This is a genomic window from Pseudomonas sp. NBRC 111119 (assembly GCF_001320125.1).
In the GTDB taxonomy this organism is placed as follows: Bacteria; Pseudomonadota; Gammaproteobacteria; order Pseudomonadales; family Pseudomonadaceae; genus Aquipseudomonas; species Aquipseudomonas parafulva.
The window spans coordinates 77,227-99,439 of the sequence record NZ_BCAV01000005.1 but is presented as its reverse complement, the minus strand read 5'-3'; the positions used below and the strand labels follow the sequence as shown (position 1 = coordinate 99,439).

The window sequence follows — 22,213 nt, the reverse complement described above, 5'->3', positions numbered from 1 at the left end:
CAAGGTTGCTCTCACCCGGGCCTGAAAGGCCGCTTACTGGCGGGTTTGGCGCTGTTGCAGCAGCAGGTTGCTGAAGCCCGCGCCGGCCAGTTGCTTCTGCGCGACGGTCAGTTGCTCGCGGTTGCTGAAGGGGCCGACCAGTACCCGGTACCAGGTTTCTTCCTTGACCGTGCCCGACTCAACCTTCACCGCCTGACCCAGCAGAATGATCTGCGCGCGCACCTTGTCGGCGTCCGCCTGCTTGCGGAATGAACCCGCCTGCAGGAAGAACTGCGTGGTCGCTGCCGGCTTGATTACAGGCGGTGCCGGTGGCGGCGTTTGCCCAAGCAGCGCCGCCTGGGCCCGGGCGGTGTCGATCTTCGCGGCTTCGGCCGGTGTCACCGGGGTGACCGGCTGGGCCGGTACTGGTGGCGTTTTCTCCGGCACCGCTTCGGGTGGCACGATCACTTCCGATTCGGGCAGCAGGGTATAGAAGTCATACTTTGGCTTCACCGGCTGCTGCACGGTGGGGGCCTGGGTCGACTTGCCGGCTTCGGCCGCTTTCTCGGTTTTCTGCTGCTCGGGCTTGGTGCGCTTGATATCCGCACCGCCGGGTTCGAGCTTCATCAGAAACACGATGAACGCGCCCACGGTAAGGCCGACAGCCAGCCATACCCAACCGGGGATAGGTTTTTTGGCCGGCGCTGTCTGGCGGCTGGCGCCGCGCTTGGGGGCAGGTTTCTTCTTGGCAGCCAACTTACATGCGCTCCAGGGTTTCCAGGCCGAGCAGTTCCAGACCTTGTTTGAGGGTGCGGCCGGTCAGGGCTGCCAGGCGCAGGCGGCTTTGCTGCTGCTGCGGGGTTTCGGCGGCCAGAATCGGGCAGTTCTCGTAGAAGCCGGAGAACAGCCCGGCCAGGTCGTACAGGTAACTGCACAGCACGTGCGGCGTGCCTTTCTCGGCCACGTTGTTGAGGATTTCCCCGAACTGCGCCAGGCGTGCGGCCAGGTCCTGCTCATGGGCGGCTTCCAGCACGATGCTGCCTTCGACTTCCTCGAAGCCCTTGCCCAGCTTGCGGAACACGCCGGCCACGCGGGTGTAGGCGTACAGCAGGTACGGCGCAGTGTTGCCTTCGAAGTTGAGCATCTGTTCGAAGTTGAAGCTGTAGTCGCTGGTGCGGTGCTTGGACAGGTCCGCGTACTTCACCGCACCAATGCCCACCACTTCACCGATGTGGCGCAGGTCGTCGTCGGCCAGGGTCGGGTTCTTTTCCTTCACCAGCGCGTAGGCGCGGTCCTTGGCTTCGGTCAGCAGGTCGATCAGCTTGACGGTGCCACCGTCGCGGGTCTTGAACGGGCGGCCGTCGGCGCCGTTCATGGTGCCGAAGCCCATGTGCTCCATTTGCATCGGGTGGCCGACGAAGCCGGCACGACGCGCCACTTCGAACACCTGGTTGAAGTGCAGGGCCTGGCGCTGGTCGACAAAGTACAAGGCGCGGTCAGCCTTCAGCACGTTGCTGCGGTAGCGCACGGCAGCCAGGTCGGTGGTGGCGTACAGGTAACCGCCATCGGCCTTCTGCACGATCACTGGCAGTGGTTCGCCTTCGCTGTTCTTGAATGCTTCGAGGAAAACGCACTGGGCGCCCTGGTCCTCGACCAGCAGGCCTTTGGCCTTCAGCTCGCGGACGACATTGGCCAGGTCGTCGTTGTAGGCACTCTCGCCCATGACGTCGGCCATGGTCAGCTTGACGTTCAGCAGCTCGTAGGTTTTCTGGCAGTGCGACAGGGAGATGTCCTTGAAGCGCGTCCACAGAGCCATGCACTCCGGATCACCCGCCTGCAGCTTCACCACCAGGCCCCGGGCGCGGGTAGCGAAGGCCTCGGATTCGTCGAAGCGCTTTTTGGCAGCGCGGTAGAAGTTTTCCAGGTCCGACAGCTCGTCGCTGGTGATCGGGTTTTCTTCAAGGTACGCCAGCAGCATGCCGAACTGGGTGCCCCAGTCGCCCACGTGGTTCTGGCGGATCACCTGGTCGCCGAGAAACTCCAGCACACGCGCCACGCTGTCACCAATGATGGTGGAACGCAGGTGGCCGACGTGCATTTCCTTGGCGAGGTTCGGCGCCGACAGGTCGACGACCACTTTCTGCGCAGGGCCGGCCTTGCGTGCGCCCAGGCGGGCATCGCCCAGGGCGGCATCCAGGCGGCTGGCCAGGGCTGCGGTGTTCTGGAAGAAATTCAGAAAGCCCGGGCCGGCGATTTCGACCTTGGTGATGTCGGCACTGGCCGGCAGGGCATCGATCAGCTTTTCGGCCAGGTCGCGCGGCTTCATGCCGGCAGGCTTGGCCAGCATCATGGCGATGTTGCTGGCGAAGTCACCGTGGGTCTTGTCCCGGGCGTTTTCCACCTGAATCGCCGGCGACAGGCCGTCAGGCAGCACACCGTCGTTGACGAGTTGGGTGAGGGCTTGCTGGATCAGCTGGCGAATGGTGTCTTTCATGGAAATCTCTTTTCGACCGCAAGCGCGGTGAGCGCCTGGATGCGCAGGTGGAAAAACTGGGCATTATCCGTGGCTGGGAGCAGGTTGCCAACCTTTGAGCTGCAAGCGGCAAGCTGCAAGCTGCAAGAAGAAGCGATACCGCGCTGGCGCTGCTTTTTTCTGCAGCTTCGAATTTGTGGTTTGCTTTGGGCTGCAAGCTGCAAGCTGCAAGCTGCAAGAAAAAGCGATATTGCACCGGCGCTGCTTTTTCTTTCAGCTTGTAGCTCGTGGTTTGCTTTGAGCCACAAGCCACAAGCTGTAAGAAGAAGCCATGCCACACGCGCACTGCTCTTTCTTGCAGCTTACAGCTTGCCGCTTGAGGCTCAGTACAGATCGAGGGGGTCGACGTCCAGGGACCAGCGTACCTGGCGGCCGCTCGGCATCTGCTCCAGCACCAGCAGCCAGGCGCTGATCAGCCGGTGCAGGGGGGCGCGGGTGGCGGCCTGTAGCAGCAGCTGGGCACGGAAGCGCCCGGCGCGGCGTTCCATGGGGGCGGGCACTGGGCCGAGCAGTTCGATGCCCGGCAGGCCTTGCTCTGCCACCAGGCGCTCGGCGGCTGCGCACGCCTCATCGAGAAACGCTTCGGCCTGGCCGGGCTTGTGCGCCTCGGCCCGCAGCAACGCCAGGTGGGAAAAGGGGGGCAGCCCGGCGGCGCGGCGCTCGTCCAGCGCCTGCTCGGCGAAGGCGAAGTAGCCCTGTTCGGTCAGTTGTACCAGCAGCGGGTGGTCTGCCAAGTGCGTCTGGATGATCACCTTGCCAGGGTCCTCCGCACGCCCTGCGCGCCCGGCCACCTGCACGATCAACTGGGCCATGCGCTCGCTGGCGCGGAAATCGCCAGAGAACAACCCGCCGTCGGCATCGAGGATGGCCACCAGGGTCACCCGGGGAAAGTGGTGCCCCTTGGCCAGCATCTGGGTGCCGACCAGGATGCTCGGCTGGCCGCGCTGGATGGTGTTGAACAGCTGCTGCATCGCGTCCTTGCGCGAGGTACTGTCGCGGTCTACCCGCAGCACCGGGTAGTCCGGGAACAATACTTTCAGGCGCTCTTCGGCACGCTCCGTACCAGCCCCCACCGGGCGCAGGTCCACGTGGTTGCACTGTGGGCAGTGGTGCGGCAGGCGCTCGTCATAGCCGCAGTGGTGGCAGCGCAGCACCCCGGAGCGCTGGTGCACCGTCATGCGCGCATCGCAACGCGGGCACTCGGACAACCACCCGCAGTCGTGGCACAGCAAGGTTGGCGCGAACCCGCGGCGGTTGAGAAACACCAATACCTGCTGGCCGGCTTCCAGTGTCTGGCGGATGGCCTGCTGCAACGGGCCGCTGATACCGCTGTCCAGCGGCAGGCTCTTCACATCCAGGCGCAGCATGCGCGGCGGGCGGGCACCACCGGCACGCTGGTTCATGCGCAGCAGACGATAGCGCCCGGTCAAGGCATTGTGCAGGGTTTCCAGTGAAGGCGTGGCCGAACCGAGCACAATGGGCACGTTGTCCTGGTGGGCGCGAACCAGAGCAAGGTCGCGGGCGTGGTAGCGCAAGCCTTCCTGCTGTTTATAGGAGCCGTCGTGCTCCTCGTCGATGATGATCAGCCCAGGGTTTTTCATGGGTGTGAACAGCGCCGAACGGGTGCCGATGATGATATCTGCCTCGCCGTCGCGTGCAGCCAGCCAGGCGTCGAGGCGCTCACGGTCGCTCACCGCCGAGTGCAGCAACGCAATGCGGGCATTGAAGCGTTGTTCGAAACGCGCCAGGGTCTGCGGGCCGAGGTTGATTTCGGGGATCAGCACCAAGGCCTGCTTGCCGGCCTCAAGGGTTTCGCGGATCAGTTGCAGGTACACCTCGGTCTTGCCGCTGCCGGTCACGCCTGCCAGCAGAAACGCGCCAAAGTGGCCAAAGCCTTCCAGTACGGCATCGAAGGCATCGCGTTGTTCGTCGTTGAGCGGCAGTTCCGACTGGGCCAGCCAATGCTCCCGGCGTTCCTGGGGGAGGTGGCGGCGAACCTCCAGCTGCACCAGGTCCTTGGCCAGCAGCAGGTCAAGGCTGTCCTTGTTCAGGTTGAGCTTGCTCAGCAGGCTGTGGGGCACGCCGTGGGGGTGCTGGGCCAGGGTCTTGAGCGCGTCACGCTGGCGCGGCGCGCGGGCAATGCGTGGGTCTTCCAGGCGTGCGCCAGGGGCTACATGCCAGAAGCGCTCCTGGCGCATCTCTGCCGGCTCGCCCTGGCGCAACAGGGTAGGGAGCGCCCAGCTCAGGGTGTCGCCCAGGCTGTGCTGGTAATAGTGCGCCGTCCACAGGCACAGCTTGAACAGCGATGGCGGTATCGGCGATACCGGGTCGAGCAGGGCGCTGGCAGGCTTGAGCTTGTCGGCGGGCACCTCGCTCTCGGCGCAGACGTCTACCAGCACGCCGATCATTTCCCTGCGACCGAACGGCACGCGTATGCGCATGCCTGGGCTCAAGGCCTGGCGTGCGATGCTGGCCGGTGCCTTGTAGTCGAACAGCCGACGCAGCGGGGAGGGCAGGGCAAGGCGCAGGATGACGTCGGGCACGCGGAAAGTCTCGGAGGGCGTTTCAAGAACTGGCGAGCCTAGCAGACGACGGTCGGTACACGCGACAACTTGCACTGGCGCAGCGCTCTGGTATTATTCGCCGCCTAATTACGTGCGGTATTCAACAATTGGTGTTGGGTGGCGGCACGCAGCTCGAGGAAGTGACCATGAAAGCAGATATTCATCCAAACTACGAAGTAGTTGCAGTCACCTGCAGCTGCGGCGCCAAATTCGAGACCCGTTCGACCCTGGCCAAGCCGCTGGCGATCGACGTGTGCTCGCTGTGCCACCCGTTCTACACTGGCAAGCAGAAAGTCCTGGACACCGGTGGCCGCGTACAGAAGTTCGCCGACCGCTTCGGCATGTTCGGTACCAAGAAGTAATCATGCGCAAGGCGAACCCTTCGGGTTTCGCAGTGCTGCTGAAAAAGGCGCCCCTTGTGGGCGCTTTTTTTATGGCCCTGTCTTGGCACCTCCCGGCACAGGCATTTTGCCCGCTGCCCCAGCGCCCGCAGCAGGTCGCGGTGCGGTACGTGGTAGATGGCGATACCGTGCGCCTGGTCGACGGCCGCAGTGTACGCATGATCGGCATCAATGCCCCGGAAATCGGCCGCAAGGGCCAGGCCAGCGAGCCTTATGCCGAGGCCGCCCGGCGTCGCCTGCAGGCCTTGGTCAAGGCCAGTGACGGGCGGCTCGGCCTGGTACCAGGCGTGGAAAAGAAAGACAGATACGGCCGCACTTTGGCGCATCTGTACAGCCGTACCGGCAACAATCTGGAAGCACAATTGCTCAGCGAGGGCCTGGGCTATCGCATTGCGTTCGCCCCCAATGTGCGCCTCAACGCCTGCCAGCAGCGCGCTGAACAGGTTGCACGCAAGGCGGGTGCCGGCCTTTGGAAAACGTCACCGGTGGTGTCTGCACGTGTGCTCAGGCAGCCCGGGTTCGCGGTTGTGAGTGGGCGTATCAAGGCTGTACAACGCCACCGAGGCGGTATCTGGCTGAACCTGGACGACGCAGTCACGCTGCAGGTGCCCGCTCGTCTGCAACGTACTGTGCCTGCCAGCTTCTTCGATAACCTGAAAGGGCAGCGAGTCGAGGCGCGCGGCTGGGTGAGGGACCGCGCCCGTAAAAGCTCGGGCAGGCCCGGGCACCGTCGCTGGTTCATGCAGTTGACCGATCCGAGCATGTTGGAGCGGGTTGGGGGTCAAAAGATGTAGACATTTCGCTATTGGATTGTACACACTGTAAGGCGTATGCCCCGTGGGTTATAGCGTAAAGTCTTAGGCTAAAGGCCTTGACACTAGTGACCGACCAGTCTTGTGACTCCCCGGCTCTTTGCGTATCCTCGGCGGTCCGTCAGAACAGCCAATAGCGGAATGCCCACCATGTCAGACCTGAAAACCGCCGCTCTCGAATACCACGCCAAGCCTCGTCCGGGGAAACTGAGCGTGGAACTCTCCAAGCCCACCGCCACCGCCCGTGACCTCGCCCTGGCCTACAGCCCAGGTGTAGCAGAGCCTGTGCGTGAAATCGGCCGTGATGCAGAGCTGGCCTACAAGTACACCGGTAAAGGCAACCTGGTTGCGGTGATTTCCGACGGTACTGCCATCCTCGGTCTGGGTGACCTCGGCCCGCTGGCCTCCAAGCCGGTCATGGAAGGCAAGGGTGTTCTGTTCAAGCGTTTCGCCGGCATCGACGTGTTCGACATTGAAGTCGAGTCGGAAAGCCCGCAAGCGTTCATCGACACCGTACGCCGCATCTCGATCACCTTCGGTGGCATCAACCTCGAAGACATCAAGGCCCCCGAATGCTTTGAAATCGAGCGCACCCTGATCGAGCAGTGCGATATCCCGGTCTTCCACGACGACCAGCACGGCACCGCCATCGTGACGGCTGCTGGCATGATCAACGCCCTGGAAATCGCCGGCAAGAAGCTCGAAGACGCCAAGATCGTGTGCCTGGGGGCCGGTGCTGCCGCCATCTCCTGCATGAAGCTGCTGGTTAGCATGGGTGGCAAGGTCGAGAACATCTACATGATCGACCGTAATGGCGTGATCCACGCTGGCCGTGACGACCTGAACCAGTACAAGGCGCAGTTCGCCCACGCCACCGACAAGCGCACCCTGGCCGATGCCCTCGACGGCGCCGACGTGTTCGTTGGCCTGTCCGGCCCGAACCTGCTCAGTGCAGAAGGCCTGAAGTCGATGGCTGCCAACCCGATCGTGTTCGCCTGCTCCAACCCGGACCCGGAAATTGCCCCGGAACTGGCTCACGCCACCCGCAACGACGTGATCATGGCCACCGGTCGCTCCGACTACCCGAACCAGGTGAACAACGTACTGGGCTTCCCGTTCATCTTCCGCGGCGCCCTGGACGTACGTGCCAAGCGCATCAACGAAGAAATGAAGATCGCCGCGGCCATCGCCCTGAAAGACCTGGCCAAGCAGCCGGTGCCCAAGGAAGTCTGTGAAGCCTACGGCGTGGAAGGCCTGGAATTCGGCCGTGAGTACATCATTCCGAAGCCACTGGACGCTCGCCTGATCACCGTGGTGTCCGACGCCGTGGCCAAGGCAGCCATCGAGTCCGGCGTAGCCACCCTGCCGTATCCGAAGCACTACCCGCTGACCAGCGTGGATGACGTGTTCAACGGCTGATTGCCGCCGTCGCGACATTAAAAAGCCCCGGCTCGTGTGAGTCGGGGCTTTTTGTTGGGCGGTATCTTTTGGCGCCTGGGCGGCGCTCGATCTACGCGCCCAGGCAGAACCTTGATCAGCCCCTGGCCTCAGAACAGATCCATCGGCGCGGCTTCGTCTGCTGGCAGAGGGCTGCCAGGGGCTACACCATTGCCCAGCTCGTCGTTGGACGGCGGCGAGTCTTCGGCCTTGAACAGCTCGAAGTAGGCATTTGGCGTGCTTGGCGTGGCAGCGCGGCCACTGACCGGGTCCACACGCAGGCTGAGGATGCCTTCGGGCTCTGCGGGGGGGTGTTCCGGCATGCCCTTGAGGGCCGCGCCCATGAAGCCCATCCAGATCGGCAGGGCAGCAGTGCCGCCGTATTCCCGGCGGCCCAGGGTTTCGGGCTGGTCGAAGCCTACCCAGACCGTGGTCACGTAATCGGCGTTATAGCCGGAGAACCAGGCGTCCTTGGATTCGTTGGTGGTACCGGTCTTGCCGGCCAGGTCGGTGCGGCCGAGGGCCAGCGCACGGCGCCCGGTGCCGCGCTTGATCACATCCTGCAGCATGCTGGTGAGGATGTAGGTGGTGCGGCCATCAATGATCTTTTCTGCCACGGCTGGCGCCTGCGCAGCCTGCTCCGGCGCCGTAGCGCCTTCACCCGGCATCTGCGTGGTGATCGGCTGCTCGGGTGCCGCCAGGCCAGCCTGGTCCTGGGTACCTTGGGGTACGCGGGCCGGGTTGGCGGTGAACAGCGTTTCGCCGCTGCGGCTCTCGATGCGGTCGATCAGGTACGGGGTGATCTTGTAGCCGCCGTTGGCGAACGTGCTCCAGCCGGTGGCGATCTCCATGGGCGTGAGCGTTGCAGTGCCCAGCGCCAGCGACAGGTTGCGCGGCAGGTCCTGCTTGTTGAAGCCGAACTTGGCGATGTAATCGATGGTGCGGTCGACACCCATGGCCTGCAGCAGGCGGATCGATACCAGGTTACGCGACTTGTACAAGGCTTCGCGCATGCGGATGGGGCCGAGGAAGGTGTTGGTGTCGTTCTTCGGCCGCCACACTTTGTCCACCGACTCGTCGACGAACACGATCGGCGCATCGTTCACCAGGCTTGAAGCGGTGTAGCCGCTGTCCAGCGCGGCGCTGTAGATGAAGGGCTTGAAGCTGGAACCTGGCTGGCGCTTGGCCTGCATGGCACGGTTGTAGTTGCTTTGCTCGAACGAGAACCCCCCCACCAGCGCGCGGATCGCACCGCTGGTCGGGTCCAGCGTAACCAGCGCGCTCTGCGCCCCTGGCACCTGGCTGAACTTGAGTGCGCCATCGTTCAGGCGCTGCAGCCGCACCAGGTCGCCCACTTGGGCCACATCTGCCGGCGACTGAGGCGCGCGGCCTTGGGCATTGGTATTGATGAACGGGCGAGCCCACTTCATGGTGTCCCAGGCGACGGACTGCTCCTTGCCACTGCGGGTGAGCACCTTCAGGCCGGTTTTATCTACCTGGGTGACGATGGCAGGCTCCAGGCCACCCAGCGTGCGCTGCTTGGCCAGCTCTTGCAGCCAGGCAGCCTGGGTGCGGCCCGGGAAGCGTGCCTCCGGGCCACGGTAGCCGTGGCGTTCGTCGTAGTCGGTCAGGCCCTTGAGGATGGCCTGGTTGGCCATGTCCTGGGTGTCGCTGGGCACCGTGGTGGTAACGCGGAACCCTTCGGTGTAGGCGTCGCTGCCGTAGCGGCCGACCATTTCGGCACGGGCCATTTCGGCGATGTAAGGGGCATTCACTTCAGGCGTGGGCACGTGGTAGCTGGCGTTGAGCGGCTCGGCCAGGGCGGCCTGGTAGCTCGCTTCGTCGATTTTGCCCAGCTTGTACATGCGGCCGAGAATCCAGTCGCGACGCTCTTTGGCGCGCACCGGGTTGGCCAGCGGGTTGAAGCGCGAGGGTGCCTTCGGCAGGCCGGCGATCATCGCCATCTGCGCAAGGCTTACGTCGCGGATCGACTTGCCGTAGTACACCTGTGCGGCGGCATCGATGCCGTAGGCACGGTTACCCAGGTAGATCTTGTTGACGTACAGCTCGAGGATCTCGTCTTTGGTCAGCTCGCGCTCGATCTGCAGGGCCAGCAGGATCTCGTTGGTCTTGCGCGAGAAGCTGCGCTCGCTGGTGAGGAAGAAGTTCTTCGCCACCTGCATGGTGATGGTGCTGCCGCCGGTCTGGATATGGCCGGTCTTGACCAGCTGGGTGGCGGCGCGCATCAGGCTGCTGGGGTCTACGCCGTAGTGATTGAGGAAGTTGTCGTCCTCGGCTGACAGAAGCGCCTGAATGAACTGTGGCGGAATTTCCGCGAAACGGATGGGCGAGCGGCGCATTTCACCGAACTCGGCGATCAGCTTGCCGTCGCTGCTGTACACCTTGAGGGGGATCTGCAACTGGATGCTTCTGAGCGAATCGACCGAAGGCAGGTTGGGACTAAGATACAGAAACGCACCGCTCACACCGAGTACGAGCGCGCAGATGACTGCGACGGAAGACCACCAGAAGAACTTAAGCAGACGTATCAAGGCTTTTCGGTGTCCAGTTTGTGAGTGAATTGCACGCGGGTCCGGCGGACCAAAACGCCGGGCATTATAAGCATTTTTCCCCTCTCCGGGTTACCGCCCAGGTGGCTGGTCGTCGTTCTGGCCAGCGCGCATCCGGTCGCAAACCGAAGGGGCGGCAGGCAACGGGAACGCCGCGATGATAGGACGCTTTGGCAAGGATGCCGGTTCATTTTCAGGGTTGGAAATTACCGCGGGGAGCGTTCGAGCCCTGCAGTTACGGTGGCGCAAGCGGCATTACCACGTGGTGAGTTGGGCAGAGGAGCTGTTCGACCCGCCAGCCGGCACCCACTGGATGGCGCAGCCTGCCTCGGTGGTGGCTGCCCTGCAGCGTATGCGCAGGCGCAGCGGGTTGCGCAAGGTGGCCATGGCGCTGCCAGCCGATCAGGTCATCTGCAAGTTTTGCCAACTCCCCCTAGGGTTGGGTGAGGGGCAGATGGAGGCGCAGTTGCTGGCCGATGCCGAGCGGTTGTTCCCTTTTCCGCTCGATGACCTGGCACTGGACTTCCAGGTGCTCGGCGCCTGTGCGGCGCAACCGGGTTTCGCGCAAGTGATGGTGGCCGCCTGCAGGCAGAGCACCCTGGCCTCGCTCGAGGCGCTGGTGGCGGAAGCGGGGCTGCAGCTGGAGGCTGTTGAAGTAGACACGCTCGCCCTGCGGCGGCTCGTGCCTGCGGCCAGTGATCGGGACGTGGCCCTGCTGCGACTGAGCCCGCACGCTGCCACTTTGCACCGCCTCAAGCCTGGTGGCGGCTGCCTGCGGCGTGAGCTGTTGCTGGATGCAGGCCCTACGCCCGAGAGCATCCAGCGGCAGTTGAACGACGAGTGCCTGTCCGGTCACTTGTGGATCGTCAGCGCCGAGCCTTACCACCAAGCCTGGCTGGCCGAGCTGCAAAGCAGCCTCAACGTGCATTGCAGCCCGGTGCCCGGGCTGGCTGGCCTCGCTCCGTTCAATGACGCCATGCTCCTGGCTGGCGCACTGGCTGTCGGGGGGTTGTGCAGGTGATCCGGCTCAACCTGCTGCCTTGGCGCGAGCGGCAGCGCCAAGCAGCGTCGCGGCGTTTTTATGGCCAGCTTCTGGCAAGTGCCGTGCTGGCCCTGTGCGCGGTCATGGTCGTGGACCAACTGGCCCGCCAGCGCGGGGAGCAGCAACGGCTAAGCAACCTGCAGCGCGAGGTTGCAATCTCGTTACAGCACCAGCAGGCGCAGGCCTTGGCTGAGCTGCGTCAACAGCATGCTGTGCTGGCGGGCCGGCTGGCCGAACTGGAAGGCCTGCGCGGTCACCCTGATGTGCTGGCAGGCCTGTTTGCCGACCTGGAGGGTGCGCTGCCCGGCGAGATGCAACTGCTGGGCCTGCACATGCAGGCTGGGCACCTGCGCTTGACTGGCGTGGCACCCTCCGGTGCGGTGGTTGCCCAGTTCATGCGTGACCTGCAGCGTTCCGGCGTGCTGGCCAACCTTGAGCTCAAGTCCATCAAGAGCCTGCCCGGCGCAGACGAGTTCGTGCTGACGGCTCGAGTGGCGGCATTCTGGTCATGAACACCACGGCGTTATTGGGCGGCCTGGCCATCATCGGGCGCACGCCATGGTTCAGGCGGCTGGCGCCATGGTTGCTGGCATCTGGCTTGTTCACCCTTGGCTGCCTGGTTCGCCTGCCCACGGCGATGCAGCAGCAAAGGGGTGAGCATGCCCGGTCTGCTGAATTAGAGGCGCAACACACTGCGGCGGTGCAGCAACTGGCGAAGCTGAAGGCTTTGAAGGCGAAGGTGGCAACTGCAGAACGGCATATCCAGGAGGCGCTGTGGTACCTCGATGCAGGGCAGGGGATGAGTGACCTGCTGGAGCGGCTGTCAGCCTCGGCGGGTAGCCACGGCGTGTTGATCGAGCAGTTGCAGGTGCGTGATGCCGAGCAGCAGGCGGGGTTGCAACGGGTACCGCTGGAGTTGCAGGTCACAGGGCCCTACATGGCTGTGCGTGTGTGGCTGAACGAGTGGTTTGCGCAGCCGGCGGTATTTCGCAGCGGTGACCTGGCGATTGCAGGTGTCGATGGCCAGCCAGCGCTCGTGCGCCTGCGATTGCACGTAGACACCTACCAGACAAAAGCGCCGCCGCCCTCGGCAGAGTTTCTGGCGCGCTTGCCTGTCAGGCAACTGGCCGCAGGGCCTAGCGCTGATCCCTTTGCACCCAGGCTCGCGCCCTGGCGAGGGAACAGGCTGACCGGCGTGCCGCTGAAACAGGTGCAGATGGTTGGCCACCTGTCACGCGGCGATGCGCACGAGGCGTTGGTCGTGGTTGCCGGCACCCTGTATCGCCTGCGCACAGGTGACCGGGTGGGGCGCGACAATGGCGTGGTGGTGCAGGTCACCCCAGGCCAGGTCGAAGTGCACGAACGGCTTTTCATGACGGGGGTGTGGCACCCGCGCACTGCCTTCCTTTCTCTGCAGCGACGTACGGGCAAGGAGGCCCCGGTTCAGGATGAAAACATTGAGCAAATGGCTGCTGACGTTACTGCTGCCGCTCCAGGCGGCGGCAGCGTCGACCTACCAGGGTGAGGCCTTGTCGCTGAACTTTCAGGATGTGGAAGTGCGGGCCGTTTTGCAGGTGCTGGCTGATTACGCCGGTATCAATCTGGTGGCCAGCGATGCCGTGCAGGGCAATGTCACCTTGCGGCTGCAGGATGTGCCCTGGGATCAGGCGCTGGACCTGGTGCTGCGCAGCAAGGGGCTGGGGCGACGCAAAGATGGCAATGTGCTGCTGGTCGCGCCCTTGTCGGAAATCAGCTCGGCACCGCAGGGGGCGCCCGGCGGCCTCGGGCTGGAGGCGCAATGGCAACCCATGCAGCGCGAACTGTTGCCTGTGCATCATGCCAAGGCCGCCGACCTGGCGGATTTGCTGCTGGCCAGCCTGGCCGACGACGGCATTCTCAGTGGTCGAGGCAGCCTGAGTGTCGATGCCCGCACCAACACGCTGGTGGTGCATCAACCCGCTGATCGCCTGGCCGAGGTGCGAGCGTTGGTGGCCCAACTGGATGTGCCGGTGCGTCAGGTGGCCATCGAAGCACGCATCGTCGAGGCCAATGTCGGTTATGAGAAAGGCCTGGGGGTGCGGTGGGGCGGGCGCCTGTACAGCGAGGCACCGCGGCTGGGCAAGGAGCTGTTCGTCGACCTTGGTGTGGAGCGGGCCGGCAGCAGCCTGGGGCTGGGCCTGCTGCGCGGTGGGGTGCTGCTTGACCTCGAACTCAGCGCCATGGAGAAGAGCGGCAAGGGCGAGATCATTTCGCAACCCAAGGTGGTGACCGCCGACAAGGAAACTGCCCGCATCCTCAAGGGCACCGAGGTGCCCTACCAGCAATCCAGCAAAAGCGGCGCCACCTCGGTTGCGTTTCGCGAGGCGTCCCTGTCGCTGGAAGTGACCCCGCAGATCACCCCGGACAACCAGGTCATCATGACGGTGAAGGTGACCAAGGACGAGCCGGATTACGTCAATGCCTTGAACGACATTCCGCCCATTCGTAAAAACGAGGTCAATGCCAAGGTGCGCGTGGCAGATGGGGACACCATCGTGATCGGCGGTGTGTACTCCACCTCGCAAAACAATATGGTCGACAAGGTGCCATTTTTGGGCGATCTGCCGTATGTTGGGCGGCTGTTTCGACGCGATGTATTACAAGAGAAAAAATCCGAGCTGCTGGTCTTCCTGACTCCGCGTATCATGAGTGACCAGGCGATTGCTGTGAGTCGTTGATTCTGTGCGAAATTTGATACTTGTGGGGCCCATGGGTGCTGGCAAAAGCACCATCGGGCGCCTATTGGCCAAAGAGCTGCGCCTGCTGTTCAAGGATTCCGACAAGGAAATCGAACTGCGATGCGGCGCCAACATCCCGTGGATCTTCGACAAGGAAGGGGAGCCGGGCTTCCGTGACCGCGAGCAGGCCATGCTCGCCGAGCTGTGCGAACTCGACGGCGTGGTGGTTGCCACCGGCGGCGGCGCGGTGATGCGTGAAGCCAACCGCCTTGCCCTGCACCAGGGCGGGCGGGTCATCTACCTGCACGCCTCGGTCGAGCAGCAGGTCGGGCGCACCGCCCGCGACCGCAACCGCCCCCTGCTGCGCACCGCGAACCCCGAAGCCACCCTGCGCACCTTGCTTGAAACCCGTGACCCGCTCTACCGGGAGATCGCGGACCTTGTGGTGGAAACCGACGAACGGCCGCCGCGCATGGTGGTAATCGACATTCTCGAACGCCTGCAGCAGTTGCCCCCCCGTTAACCCGGGACTATTCTCGGCCTCCTGCGTCGAGCGAGGTCAAACGTTACCGCGTGGCTTGCCCGAACGGCGCCGCGCCCAAGATCATTGTGGGGATACATGCAGACACTGAAGGTCGACCTGGGCGAGCGTAGCTACCCGATCTACATTGGCGAAGGCCTGCTGGACCAGCCCGAGCTGCTGGCGCCGCACATCGCCGGGCGGCAGGTGGCCATTGTCTCCAACGAGACCGTTGCCCCTCTGTACCTCGAACGCCTCACCCGTACCCTGGGTGCCTACGCTGTGCTGCCAGTGGTGCTGCCCGATGGCGAGGCGCACAAGAACTGGCAAACCCTGCAACTGATCTTCGACGGCCTGCTGACGGCACGGCACGACCGCCGCACCACCGTGATCGCCCTGGGCGGCGGCGTGATCGGCGACATGGCCGGCTTTGCCGCTGCGTGCTACCAGCGCGGCGTCGATTTCATCCAGGTACCCACCACCCTGCTGTCCCAGGTGGACTCCTCGGTTGGCGGCAAGACTGGCATCAACCACCCGCTGGGCAAAAACATGGTCGGCGCGTTCTACCAGCCCAATGCGGTGCTGATCGATACCACCAGCCTGAGTACCCTGCCGGCACGCGAGCTGTCCGCCGGCCTGGCCGAAGTGATCAAGTACGGCCTGATCTGCGACAAGCCCTTCCTAGCCTGGCTCGAAGACAATATGCAGGCGCTGCGCGGCCTTGACGCTGCAGCGCTCACCCAGGCCATCAGCCGCTCCTGTGCAGCCAAGGCCGCGGTGGTGGGGGCGGATGAGCGCGAGTCAGGCGTGCGCGCCACCCTGAACCTGGGCCACACCTTCGGGCATGCCATCGAGACCCACATGGGCTACGGTGTGTGGCTGCATGGTGAAGCGGTTTCGGCGGGTACGGTAATGGCCCTGGAAATGTCCATGCGCCTTGGCTGGATCACCCAGGCCGAACGTGATCGCGGCATCCGCCTGCTGCGCGATGCAGGTTTGCCGGTGGTGCCACCACAGGAAATGACCCCGGCGCATTTCATGGAGCACATGGCGGTCGACAAGAAGGTGCTGGACGGCCGTCTGCGTCTGGTGCTGCTGCGCCAGATGGGCGAGGCCGTCGTCACCGACGACTATCCTAAAGAGATTCTTCAGGCCACCTTGTCCGCGGATTACCGCGCGATCGTGGCCCAGCTTTGAGGTTGTGACAGCGCAATGACCAGTTTGCATGCCGATGAGGCCTTTCTCGACCATTACCAGTTGAGCCACGACCCGTTCGCACCTCGTGTGCCCGGTTTCAAATTCTTCCCTGCCCAGCGCAAGCCGGTGTTGGGCCAACTGCACCATCTGGCCCGTTACAGCCAGCTGATGCTGGTGGTCAGCGGGCCGTTGGGCAGCGGCAAGACACTGCTGCGCCAGGCCTTGGTGGCCAGCACCAACAAGCAGTCGGTGCAAAGCGTCGTGGTGTCTGCCCGCAGTGCCGGCGATGCCGCCAGCGTGCTGGCGCACATCGCCCAGGACCTGGGCGTTGCCCAGCCCGAAGTGCAGGCCATCCTGTCCAAGGTCGTGCAGCTGGCACTGACCGGCCAGGAGGTGTACCTGCTGGTGGACGATGCGGAACAACTTGGCGAGTCGGCACTCCAAGCGTTGCTGGAGTTGGCAGCAGGCGTGCCGGAAGGCCGCCCGCATGTGTTCCTGTTCGGTGAGCCGTCGCTGATTGCAGGGCTGGACGAACTCGAGATCGAGGAAGAGCGTTTCCACATCATCGAGCTTGCACCCTACAGCGAAGAGGAAACCCGCGAATACCTGGAGCAGCGCCTGGACGGTGCTGGCCGGGGCATCGAGGTGTTCAGCCGCGAACAGATTGCCGACATCCATGAAAATTCCGACGGTTGGCCTGGCAACATCAACCAGGTCGCCCGTGACACGTTGATCGAAGCCATGATCGCCAGCCGCTCGACGGTCAAGCGACCATCCATGGGGTTCAAAATGCCGAAGAAACATGTGCTCGCGCTGTCTGCTGTGGTCGTTGTCGCCGTCGCGGCTGCCGTGTTGATGCCCAGAAAGGGCGACAAGGCCCCAGCCGAAGCGCCAGCGGCCCAGGCGCAGCTGCCGCTGGGCGATGGCAAGGGTGCGGCTATCGAATTCTCGGGCTCCTCGCAGCCCACGCCATTGCCGCTGGTAGGGCAGTCGCAACCGGTGATGCGCGAACCCCTGGCCCAGGCCGCTGGCATGGGTGAGGGTGAAGAGGGCAGCCCTGCCGGTGACACCGCACTGCAGCCAGGCAACCCACCGCCTACCGTGACCACCATCGCGCCGCCCCAGGGCGTGGCAGCGGGCCCAGCGCCAACGCCCGCCCAGCCCGTGCAGCAGGCGGCGGCGCCCAAGCCTGCCGCCACCCAGCAGGCCAAGCCTGCTGCACAGGCCAAGGCCGAGCCTGCACCTACCCAGGTTGCCGTTGCCAAACCAGCACCCAAAGCGGTCGAGAAACCGGCTGCCGGTGGCAGTGGCAATGGTGGCTGGTACACCGGGCAGAAGCCGGGTAACTACGTGGTGCAAATCCTGGGCACCAGCTCCGAGGCGTCTGCCCAGGCCTTCGTCAAGGCGCAGGGTGGCGAGTACCGCTACTTCAAGAAAACCTTGCAGGGCAAGCCGCTCTACGTGGTCACTTATGGCAGCTTTGCCAACCGTGATGCGGCCGTTGCGGCCATCAAGAACTTGCCAGCGAAGGTCCAGGCTGGTAAACCTTGGCCACGTACCGTCGCCAGCGTCCAACAAGAGCTGGCCTCGGCCCGCTGATACCTTCCGGGCGGCATCACCCCGCCGCCCAGTAGCCAAGCGAATTCTAGCGTTCGACTAGCCTGCTGCGCCCAAGCGCGGCAGGCTTTTCTGTCCCGGACTGCCGGCCACAAGCCTACGTTGCAGTCATGGCTGAAACGCTTCAGACTCAAGTCACGTCGCTACCACGGCAGTTGGCGCAAAAACATTCAAAATTGCGACATAAATTTTCAATGGTGAGACATGAAAATTTGTGGGCGCGACTGTCGCTGTGCAACAATGGTTTTCCATGGCCACCGCAAAAAGCTGGCATTTGATCGGCGTGGATGGTAAGTGGTTGTTAAAAAAGAGATTTGCCTCCGTTGAGGGGTGAACCTGGTGAGAAAGTGTCTATGAAAACAGGTCTGTACCATCCCGAAGAATTCAAGGACAACTGTGGTTTTGGCCTGATCGCCCATATGACGGGCGAACCCAGCCACCACCTTCTGCAAACCGCCATGCAGGCGCTCACGTGCATGACCCACCGTGGCGGTATCAATGCCGACGGCAAGACCGGTGACGGTTGTGGTCTGCTGATGCAGAAGCCCGACCAGTTCCTGCGCGCCGTGGCCCAGGAGCATTTTGCCGCCGAGCTGCCAAGGCAGTACGCCGTGGGCATGGTGTTCTTCAACCAGGACCCGGTCAAAGCCGAAGCCGCCCGCGCCAACATGGACCGCGAAATCATCACGGCTGGCCTCAACCTGGTCGGCTGGCGCAAGGTGCCGATCGATACCAGCGTGCTCGGCCGCCTGGCCCTGGAGCGTCTGCCGCAGATCGAGCAGGTGTTCATCGGCGGCGAAGGCCTGAGTGACCAGGAATTCGCCATCAAGCTGTTCAGCGCACGTCGCCGTTCGTCGGTGGCCAACGCCCACGACGCCGACCACTACATCTGCAGCTTTTCGCACAAGACCATCATCTACAAGGGGCTGATGATGCCGCGCGATCTGGCGGCCTTCTACCCGGACCTCGGTGATGAGCGCCTGCAGACCGCCATTTGCGTGTTCCACCAGCGCTTCTCCACCAACACCTTGCCCAAGTGGCCGCTGGCGCAGCCGTTCCGCTTCCTTGCCCACAACGGTGAAATCAACACCATCACCGGTAACCGCAACTGGGCGATGGCACGCCGTACCAAGTTCGCCAATGACCAGATCCCCGACCTCGATGAGCTCGGCCCGCTGGTCAACCGCGTGGGCTCCGACTCGTCCAGCATGGACAACATGCTCGAACTGATGGTGACCGGCGGTATCGACCTGTTCCGTGGCGTGCGCATGCTGGTACCGCCAGCCTGGCAGAACGTCGAGACCATGGACGCCGACCTGCGCGCCTTCTACGAATACAACTCCATGCACATGGAGCCGTGGGATGGCCCGGCCGGTATCGTCATGACCGAAGGCCGCCACGCGGTGTGCCTGCTCGACCGCAACGGCCTGCGCCCAGCGCGTTGGGTCACCACCACCAACGGCTACATCACCATCGCCTCTGAAATCGGCGTATGGGGCTATCAGCCGGATGAAGTGCTGGCAAAAGGCCGTGTGGGCCCGGGCCAGATCCTGGCCGTGGACACCGAAACCGGTCAGATTCTCGACACCGACGCCATCGATGACCGCCTCAAGTCCCGTCACCCCTACAAGCGCTGGCTGCGCCAGCATGCCACGCGCATCCAGGCGACGCTGACCGACGACCAGGGCGTGGCCAGCTACGACGCTGACCAGCTCAAGCAGTTCATGAAGATGTTCCAGGTGACCTTCGAGGAGCGCGACCAGGTACTGCGCCCGCTGGGTGAACAGGGCCAGGAAGCGGTCGGTTCGATGGGGGATGACACCCCCATGGCGGTGCTGTCGCAGCGGGTACGTTCGCCGTACGACTTCTTCCGCCAGCAGTTTGCCCAGGTCACCAACCCGCCGATCGACCCGCTGCGCGAAGCGATCGTGATGTCGCTGGAAATCTGCCTGGGTGCCGAGCGCAACATCTTCCAGGAATCCCCCGAGCATGCCTCGCGGGTGATTCTCAGCTCGCCGGTGGTCTCGCCTGCCAAATGGCGCTCGCTGATGAGCCTGGAGCGTGAAGGCTTCGAGCGCCAGCTGATCGACCTGAACTATGAAGAAAGCGTCGGCCTGGAAGCGGCCATTCGCAACATCGCCGACCAGGCTGAAGAGGCCGTGCGGGCTGGCAAGACCCAGCTGGTACTGAGCGACCGCCACATCGCACCCGGCAAGCTGCCGGTGCATGCGTCGCTGGCCGTGGGCGCTGTGCACCACCGCCTGACCGACAAGGGCCTGCGTTGCGACAGCAACATCCTGGTGGAAACCGCCACCGCCCGGGACCCCCACCACTTCGCAGTGCTGCTGGGCTTCGGCGCCTCGGCGGTGTATCCGTACCTGGCTTACGAAGTGCTGGCCGACCTGATCCGCACTGGCGAAGTGCTGGGCGACCTGGACGAAGTGTTCAAGTACTACCGCAAGGGCATCTCCAAGGGCCTGCTGAAGATCCTGTCAAAGATGGGGATCTCAACCATCGCCTCCTACCGGGGTGCGCAGCTGTTCGAAGCCATCGGCCTGTCCGAAGAAGTGGTCGGCCTGAGCTTCAAGGGCGTTTCCAGCCGCATCAAGGGTGCGCGCTTCCAGGACCTGGAAAGCGACCAGAAACTGCTGGCCGCCGAAGCCTGGAGTGCGCGCAAGCCGATCCAGCAAGGCGGCTTGCTGAAGTTCGTCCACGGCGGCGAGTACCACGCCTACAACCCGGACGTGGTCAATACCCTGCAAGCCGCCGTGCAGCAGGGCGATTACGCCAAGTTCAAGGAATACACCTCGCTGGTCGACCAGCGCCCGGTGTCGATGATCCGCGACCTGTTGAACGTGAAGGTGGCCGACCAGCCACTGGCGCTGGACCAGATCGAACCGCTGGACGCCATCCTCAAGCGCTTCGACTCGGCGGGGATCTCGCTGGGTGCACTGTCGCCTGAGGCCCACGAAGCACTGGCTGAAGCCATGAACCGCCTGGGTGCGCGTTCCAACTCCGGTGAGGGCGGCGAAGACCCGTCGCGCTACGGCACCATCCGCAGTTCCAAGATCAAGCAGGTGGCTACCGGCCGTTTCGGCGTTACGCCCGAATACCTGGTCAACGCCGAAGTGCTGCAAATCAAGGTTGCCCAGGGCGCCAAGCCCGGCGAGGGTGGCCAGTTGCCCGGTGGCAAGGTCAATGGCCTGATCGCCCGCCTGCGTTACGCGGTGCCGGGGGTGACGCTGATTTCGCCACCGCCGCACCACGATATCTACTCCATCGAAGACCTGGCCCAGCTGATCTACGACCTCAAGCAGGTCAACCCGCAGGCGCTGGTGTCGGTGAAGCTGGTGGCTGAAGCAGGCGTAGGCACCATTGCTGCCGGCGTGGCCAAGGCCTATGCCGACCTCATTACCATTTCCGGTTATGACGGTGGCACCGGCGCCTCGCCGCTGACGTCGATCAAGTACGCTGGCGCCCCGTGGGAACTGGGCCTTGCCGAAACCCACCAGACCCTGCGCGGCAACGACCTGCGCGGCAAGGTGCGGGTGCAGACCGACGGCGGCCTCAAGACCGGCCTGGACGTGATCAAGGCGGCGATCCTGGGGGCCGAGAGCTTCGGCTTCGGCACCGCCCCGATGATTGCCCTGGGGTGCAAGTACCTGCGCATCTGCCACCTGAACAACTGCGCCACCGGCGTGGCCACCCAGAACGACAAGCTGCGCAAGGACCATTACATCGGCACCGTCGACATGGTGGTCAACTTCTTCACCTTCGTCGCTGAAGAAACCCGTGAGTGGCTGGCCAAGCTGGGCGTACGCAGCCTGGGTGAGCTGATCGGCCGCACCGACCTGCTCGATGTGCTGCCGGGCGACACCGAGCGCCAGCAGTACCTCGACCTGACGCCGCTGCTGGGCAGCTCGCACATCCCGGCAGACAAGCCGCAGTTCTGCGAAGTCGACCGCAACCCACCCTTCGACCAGGGCGAGCTGGCCGAGAAGATGGTCGAGATGGCCATGCCGGCCATCCGCGACCAGGCCGGCGGCGAATTCAGCCTGGACATCTGCAACTGCGACCGCTCCATCGGTGCGCGGGTATCGGGCGAGATTGCCCGGCTGCATGGCAACCAGGGCATGGCCAGCGCGCCGATCACGTTCCGCTTCAGCGGTACCGCCGGCCAGAGCTTCGGCGTATGGAACGCCGGTGGCCTGAACCTGTACCTGCAGGGCGACGCCAACGACTATGTGGGCAAGGGCATGACGGGTGGCAAGTTGACCATCGTGCCGCCAGCCGGCAGCCCGTTCAAAACCCAGCACAGCGCCATCGTCGGCAACACCTGCCTGTACGGTGCCACTGGCGGCAAGTTGTTCGCTGCCGGTACTGCAGGCGAGCGCTTCGCTGTACGTAACTCCGGCGCCCATGCCGTTGTCGAGGGCACCGGCGATCACTGCTGTGAATACATGACCGGTGGCTTTGTCTGCGTGCTGGGCAAGACCGGTTACAACTTCGGTTCTGGCATGACGGGCGGCTTCGCCTACGTGCTCGACATGGACAACAGCTTCGTCGACAAGCTCAACCACGAGCTGGTGGAAATCCAGCGCATCAGTGGTGAAGCGATGGAGGCTTACCGCACCCACCTGGCGCGGGTCCTTGCCGAGTATGTGGATGAAACCGACAGTGAGTGGGGGCGCGAGCTCTCCGAGAACCTGGACGACTACGTGCGGCGCTTCTGGCTGGTCAAGCCCAAGGCCGCCAACCTGAAGCAGTTGCTGTCCAGCACCCGTGCCAACCCGCAGTAATACAGCTGCAAGTAGGCAAGCCCCA

The 22,213-nt window shown here is 63.9% G+C and carries 16 protein-coding genes; 11 read left to right on the top strand and 5 right to left on the bottom strand.

Translation table 11 applies throughout. The features are described 5' to 3' along the window. Positions 1 to 33: 33 nt before the first annotated feature. From APH25_RS01280 to APH25_RS01270, 4 genes are read right to left on the bottom strand one after another with little or no spacing between them, the layout of a single operon-like run. Positions 34 to 735, bottom strand: coding sequence for an SPOR domain-containing protein (locus APH25_RS01280; protein WP_028632039.1), 702 nt, complete (start codon positions 733 to 735; stop codon positions 34 to 36). A 1-nt stretch (position 736) separates the two neighbouring features. Then, the gene (argS, locus tag APH25_RS01275) at positions 737 to 2,473 is read right to left on the bottom strand and encodes an arginine--tRNA ligase (protein WP_060480809.1); all 1,737 of its coding nucleotides are present in this window, start codon (positions 2,471 to 2,473) and stop codon (positions 737 to 739) included. Beyond that, positions 2,470 to 2,790, bottom strand: coding sequence for a hypothetical protein (locus tag APH25_RS25410; protein WP_156333124.1), 321 nt, complete (start codon positions 2,788 to 2,790; stop codon positions 2,470 to 2,472). The genes argS and APH25_RS25410 overlap by 4 nt, the downstream gene beginning before the upstream one ends. A gap of 45 nt (positions 2,791 to 2,835) precedes the next feature. Beyond that, complete coding sequence (locus tag APH25_RS01270) at positions 2,836 to 5,055, bottom strand: primosomal protein N' (RefSeq protein WP_028632037.1); 2,220 nt, start codon at positions 5,053 to 5,055, stop codon at positions 2,836 to 2,838. A 167-nt stretch (positions 5,056 to 5,222) separates the two neighbouring features. Here APH25_RS01270 and rpmE point away from each other — a divergent pair, with 167 nt between their 5' ends. The 3 genes from rpmE to APH25_RS01255 all read left to right on the top strand — a co-directional run bounded on the left by rpmE (position 5,223) and on the right by APH25_RS01255 (position 7,708). Continuing rightward, positions 5,223 to 5,438, top strand: a complete 216-nt coding sequence (gene rpmE, locus APH25_RS01265; protein ID WP_028632036.1) for a 50S ribosomal protein L31 — start codon at positions 5,223 to 5,225, stop codon at positions 5,436 to 5,438. Between the two features lie 2 nt (positions 5,439 to 5,440). Continuing rightward, positions 5,441 to 6,271 (top strand): thermonuclease family protein, encoded by an 831-nt coding sequence (locus APH25_RS01260; protein WP_060480808.1) that lies wholly within the window; start codon positions 5,441 to 5,443, stop codon positions 6,269 to 6,271. A gap of 168 nt (positions 6,272 to 6,439) precedes the next feature. Next, positions 6,440 to 7,708 (top strand): malic enzyme-like NAD(P)-binding protein, encoded by a 1,269-nt coding sequence (locus APH25_RS01255; RefSeq protein ID WP_028632034.1) that lies wholly within the window; start codon positions 6,440 to 6,442, stop codon positions 7,706 to 7,708. Between the two features lie 128 nt (positions 7,709 to 7,836). Here APH25_RS01255 and APH25_RS01250 read toward each other — a convergent pair whose 3' ends face one another. After that, positions 7,837 to 10,278: a penicillin-binding protein 1A gene (locus APH25_RS01250; protein ID WP_060480807.1), complete on the bottom strand. Its 2,442-nt coding sequence runs from the start codon at positions 10,276 to 10,278 to the stop codon at positions 7,837 to 7,839. 175 nt (positions 10,279 to 10,453) lie between these two features. Between APH25_RS01250 and pilM the strand changes: the two genes are divergently transcribed. From pilM to gltB, 8 genes are all read left to right on the top strand, one after another. Next, entirely contained in the window at positions 10,454 to 11,317 is an 864-nt protein-coding gene (gene pilM / locus APH25_RS01245) for a type IV pilus biogenesis protein PilM (protein ID WP_060480806.1), read from the top strand. Next, positions 11,314 to 11,850, top strand: a complete 537-nt coding sequence (locus APH25_RS01240) for a PilN domain-containing protein (RefSeq protein ID WP_060480956.1) — start codon at positions 11,314 to 11,316, stop codon at positions 11,848 to 11,850. Before pilM ends, APH25_RS01240 begins: the two co-directional genes overlap by 4 nt. Further along, a complete protein-coding gene (locus APH25_RS01235; RefSeq protein ID WP_060480805.1) occupies positions 11,847 to 12,863 on the top strand; it encodes a pilus assembly protein PilP in 1,017 nt (338 codons plus the stop codon). The genes APH25_RS01240 and APH25_RS01235 overlap by 4 nt, the downstream gene beginning before the upstream one ends. Then, entirely contained in the window at positions 12,787 to 14,055 is a 1,269-nt protein-coding gene (locus APH25_RS01230; protein WP_060480804.1) for a type IV pilus secretin PilQ, read from the top strand. Before APH25_RS01235 ends, APH25_RS01230 begins: the two co-directional genes overlap by 77 nt. Positions 14,056 to 14,059: 4 nt before the next feature. Next, entirely contained in the window at positions 14,060 to 14,578 is a 519-nt protein-coding gene (gene aroK / locus APH25_RS01225; RefSeq protein WP_028632028.1) for a shikimate kinase AroK, read from the top strand. 96 nt (positions 14,579 to 14,674) lie between these two features. Continuing rightward, positions 14,675 to 15,772 (top strand): 3-dehydroquinate synthase, encoded by a 1,098-nt coding sequence (gene aroB, locus APH25_RS01220; protein WP_060480803.1) that lies wholly within the window; start codon positions 14,675 to 14,677, stop codon positions 15,770 to 15,772. A 15-nt stretch (positions 15,773 to 15,787) separates the two neighbouring features. Further along, complete coding sequence (locus APH25_RS01215; protein ID WP_060480802.1) at positions 15,788 to 17,371, top strand: SPOR domain-containing protein; 1,584 nt, start codon at positions 15,788 to 15,790, stop codon at positions 17,369 to 17,371. A gap of 371 nt (positions 17,372 to 17,742) precedes the next feature. Next, positions 17,743 to 22,188 (top strand): glutamate synthase large subunit, encoded by a 4,446-nt coding sequence (gltB, locus tag APH25_RS01210; RefSeq protein WP_060480801.1) that lies wholly within the window; start codon positions 17,743 to 17,745, stop codon positions 22,186 to 22,188. Positions 22,189 to 22,213: the final 25 nt, after the last annotated feature.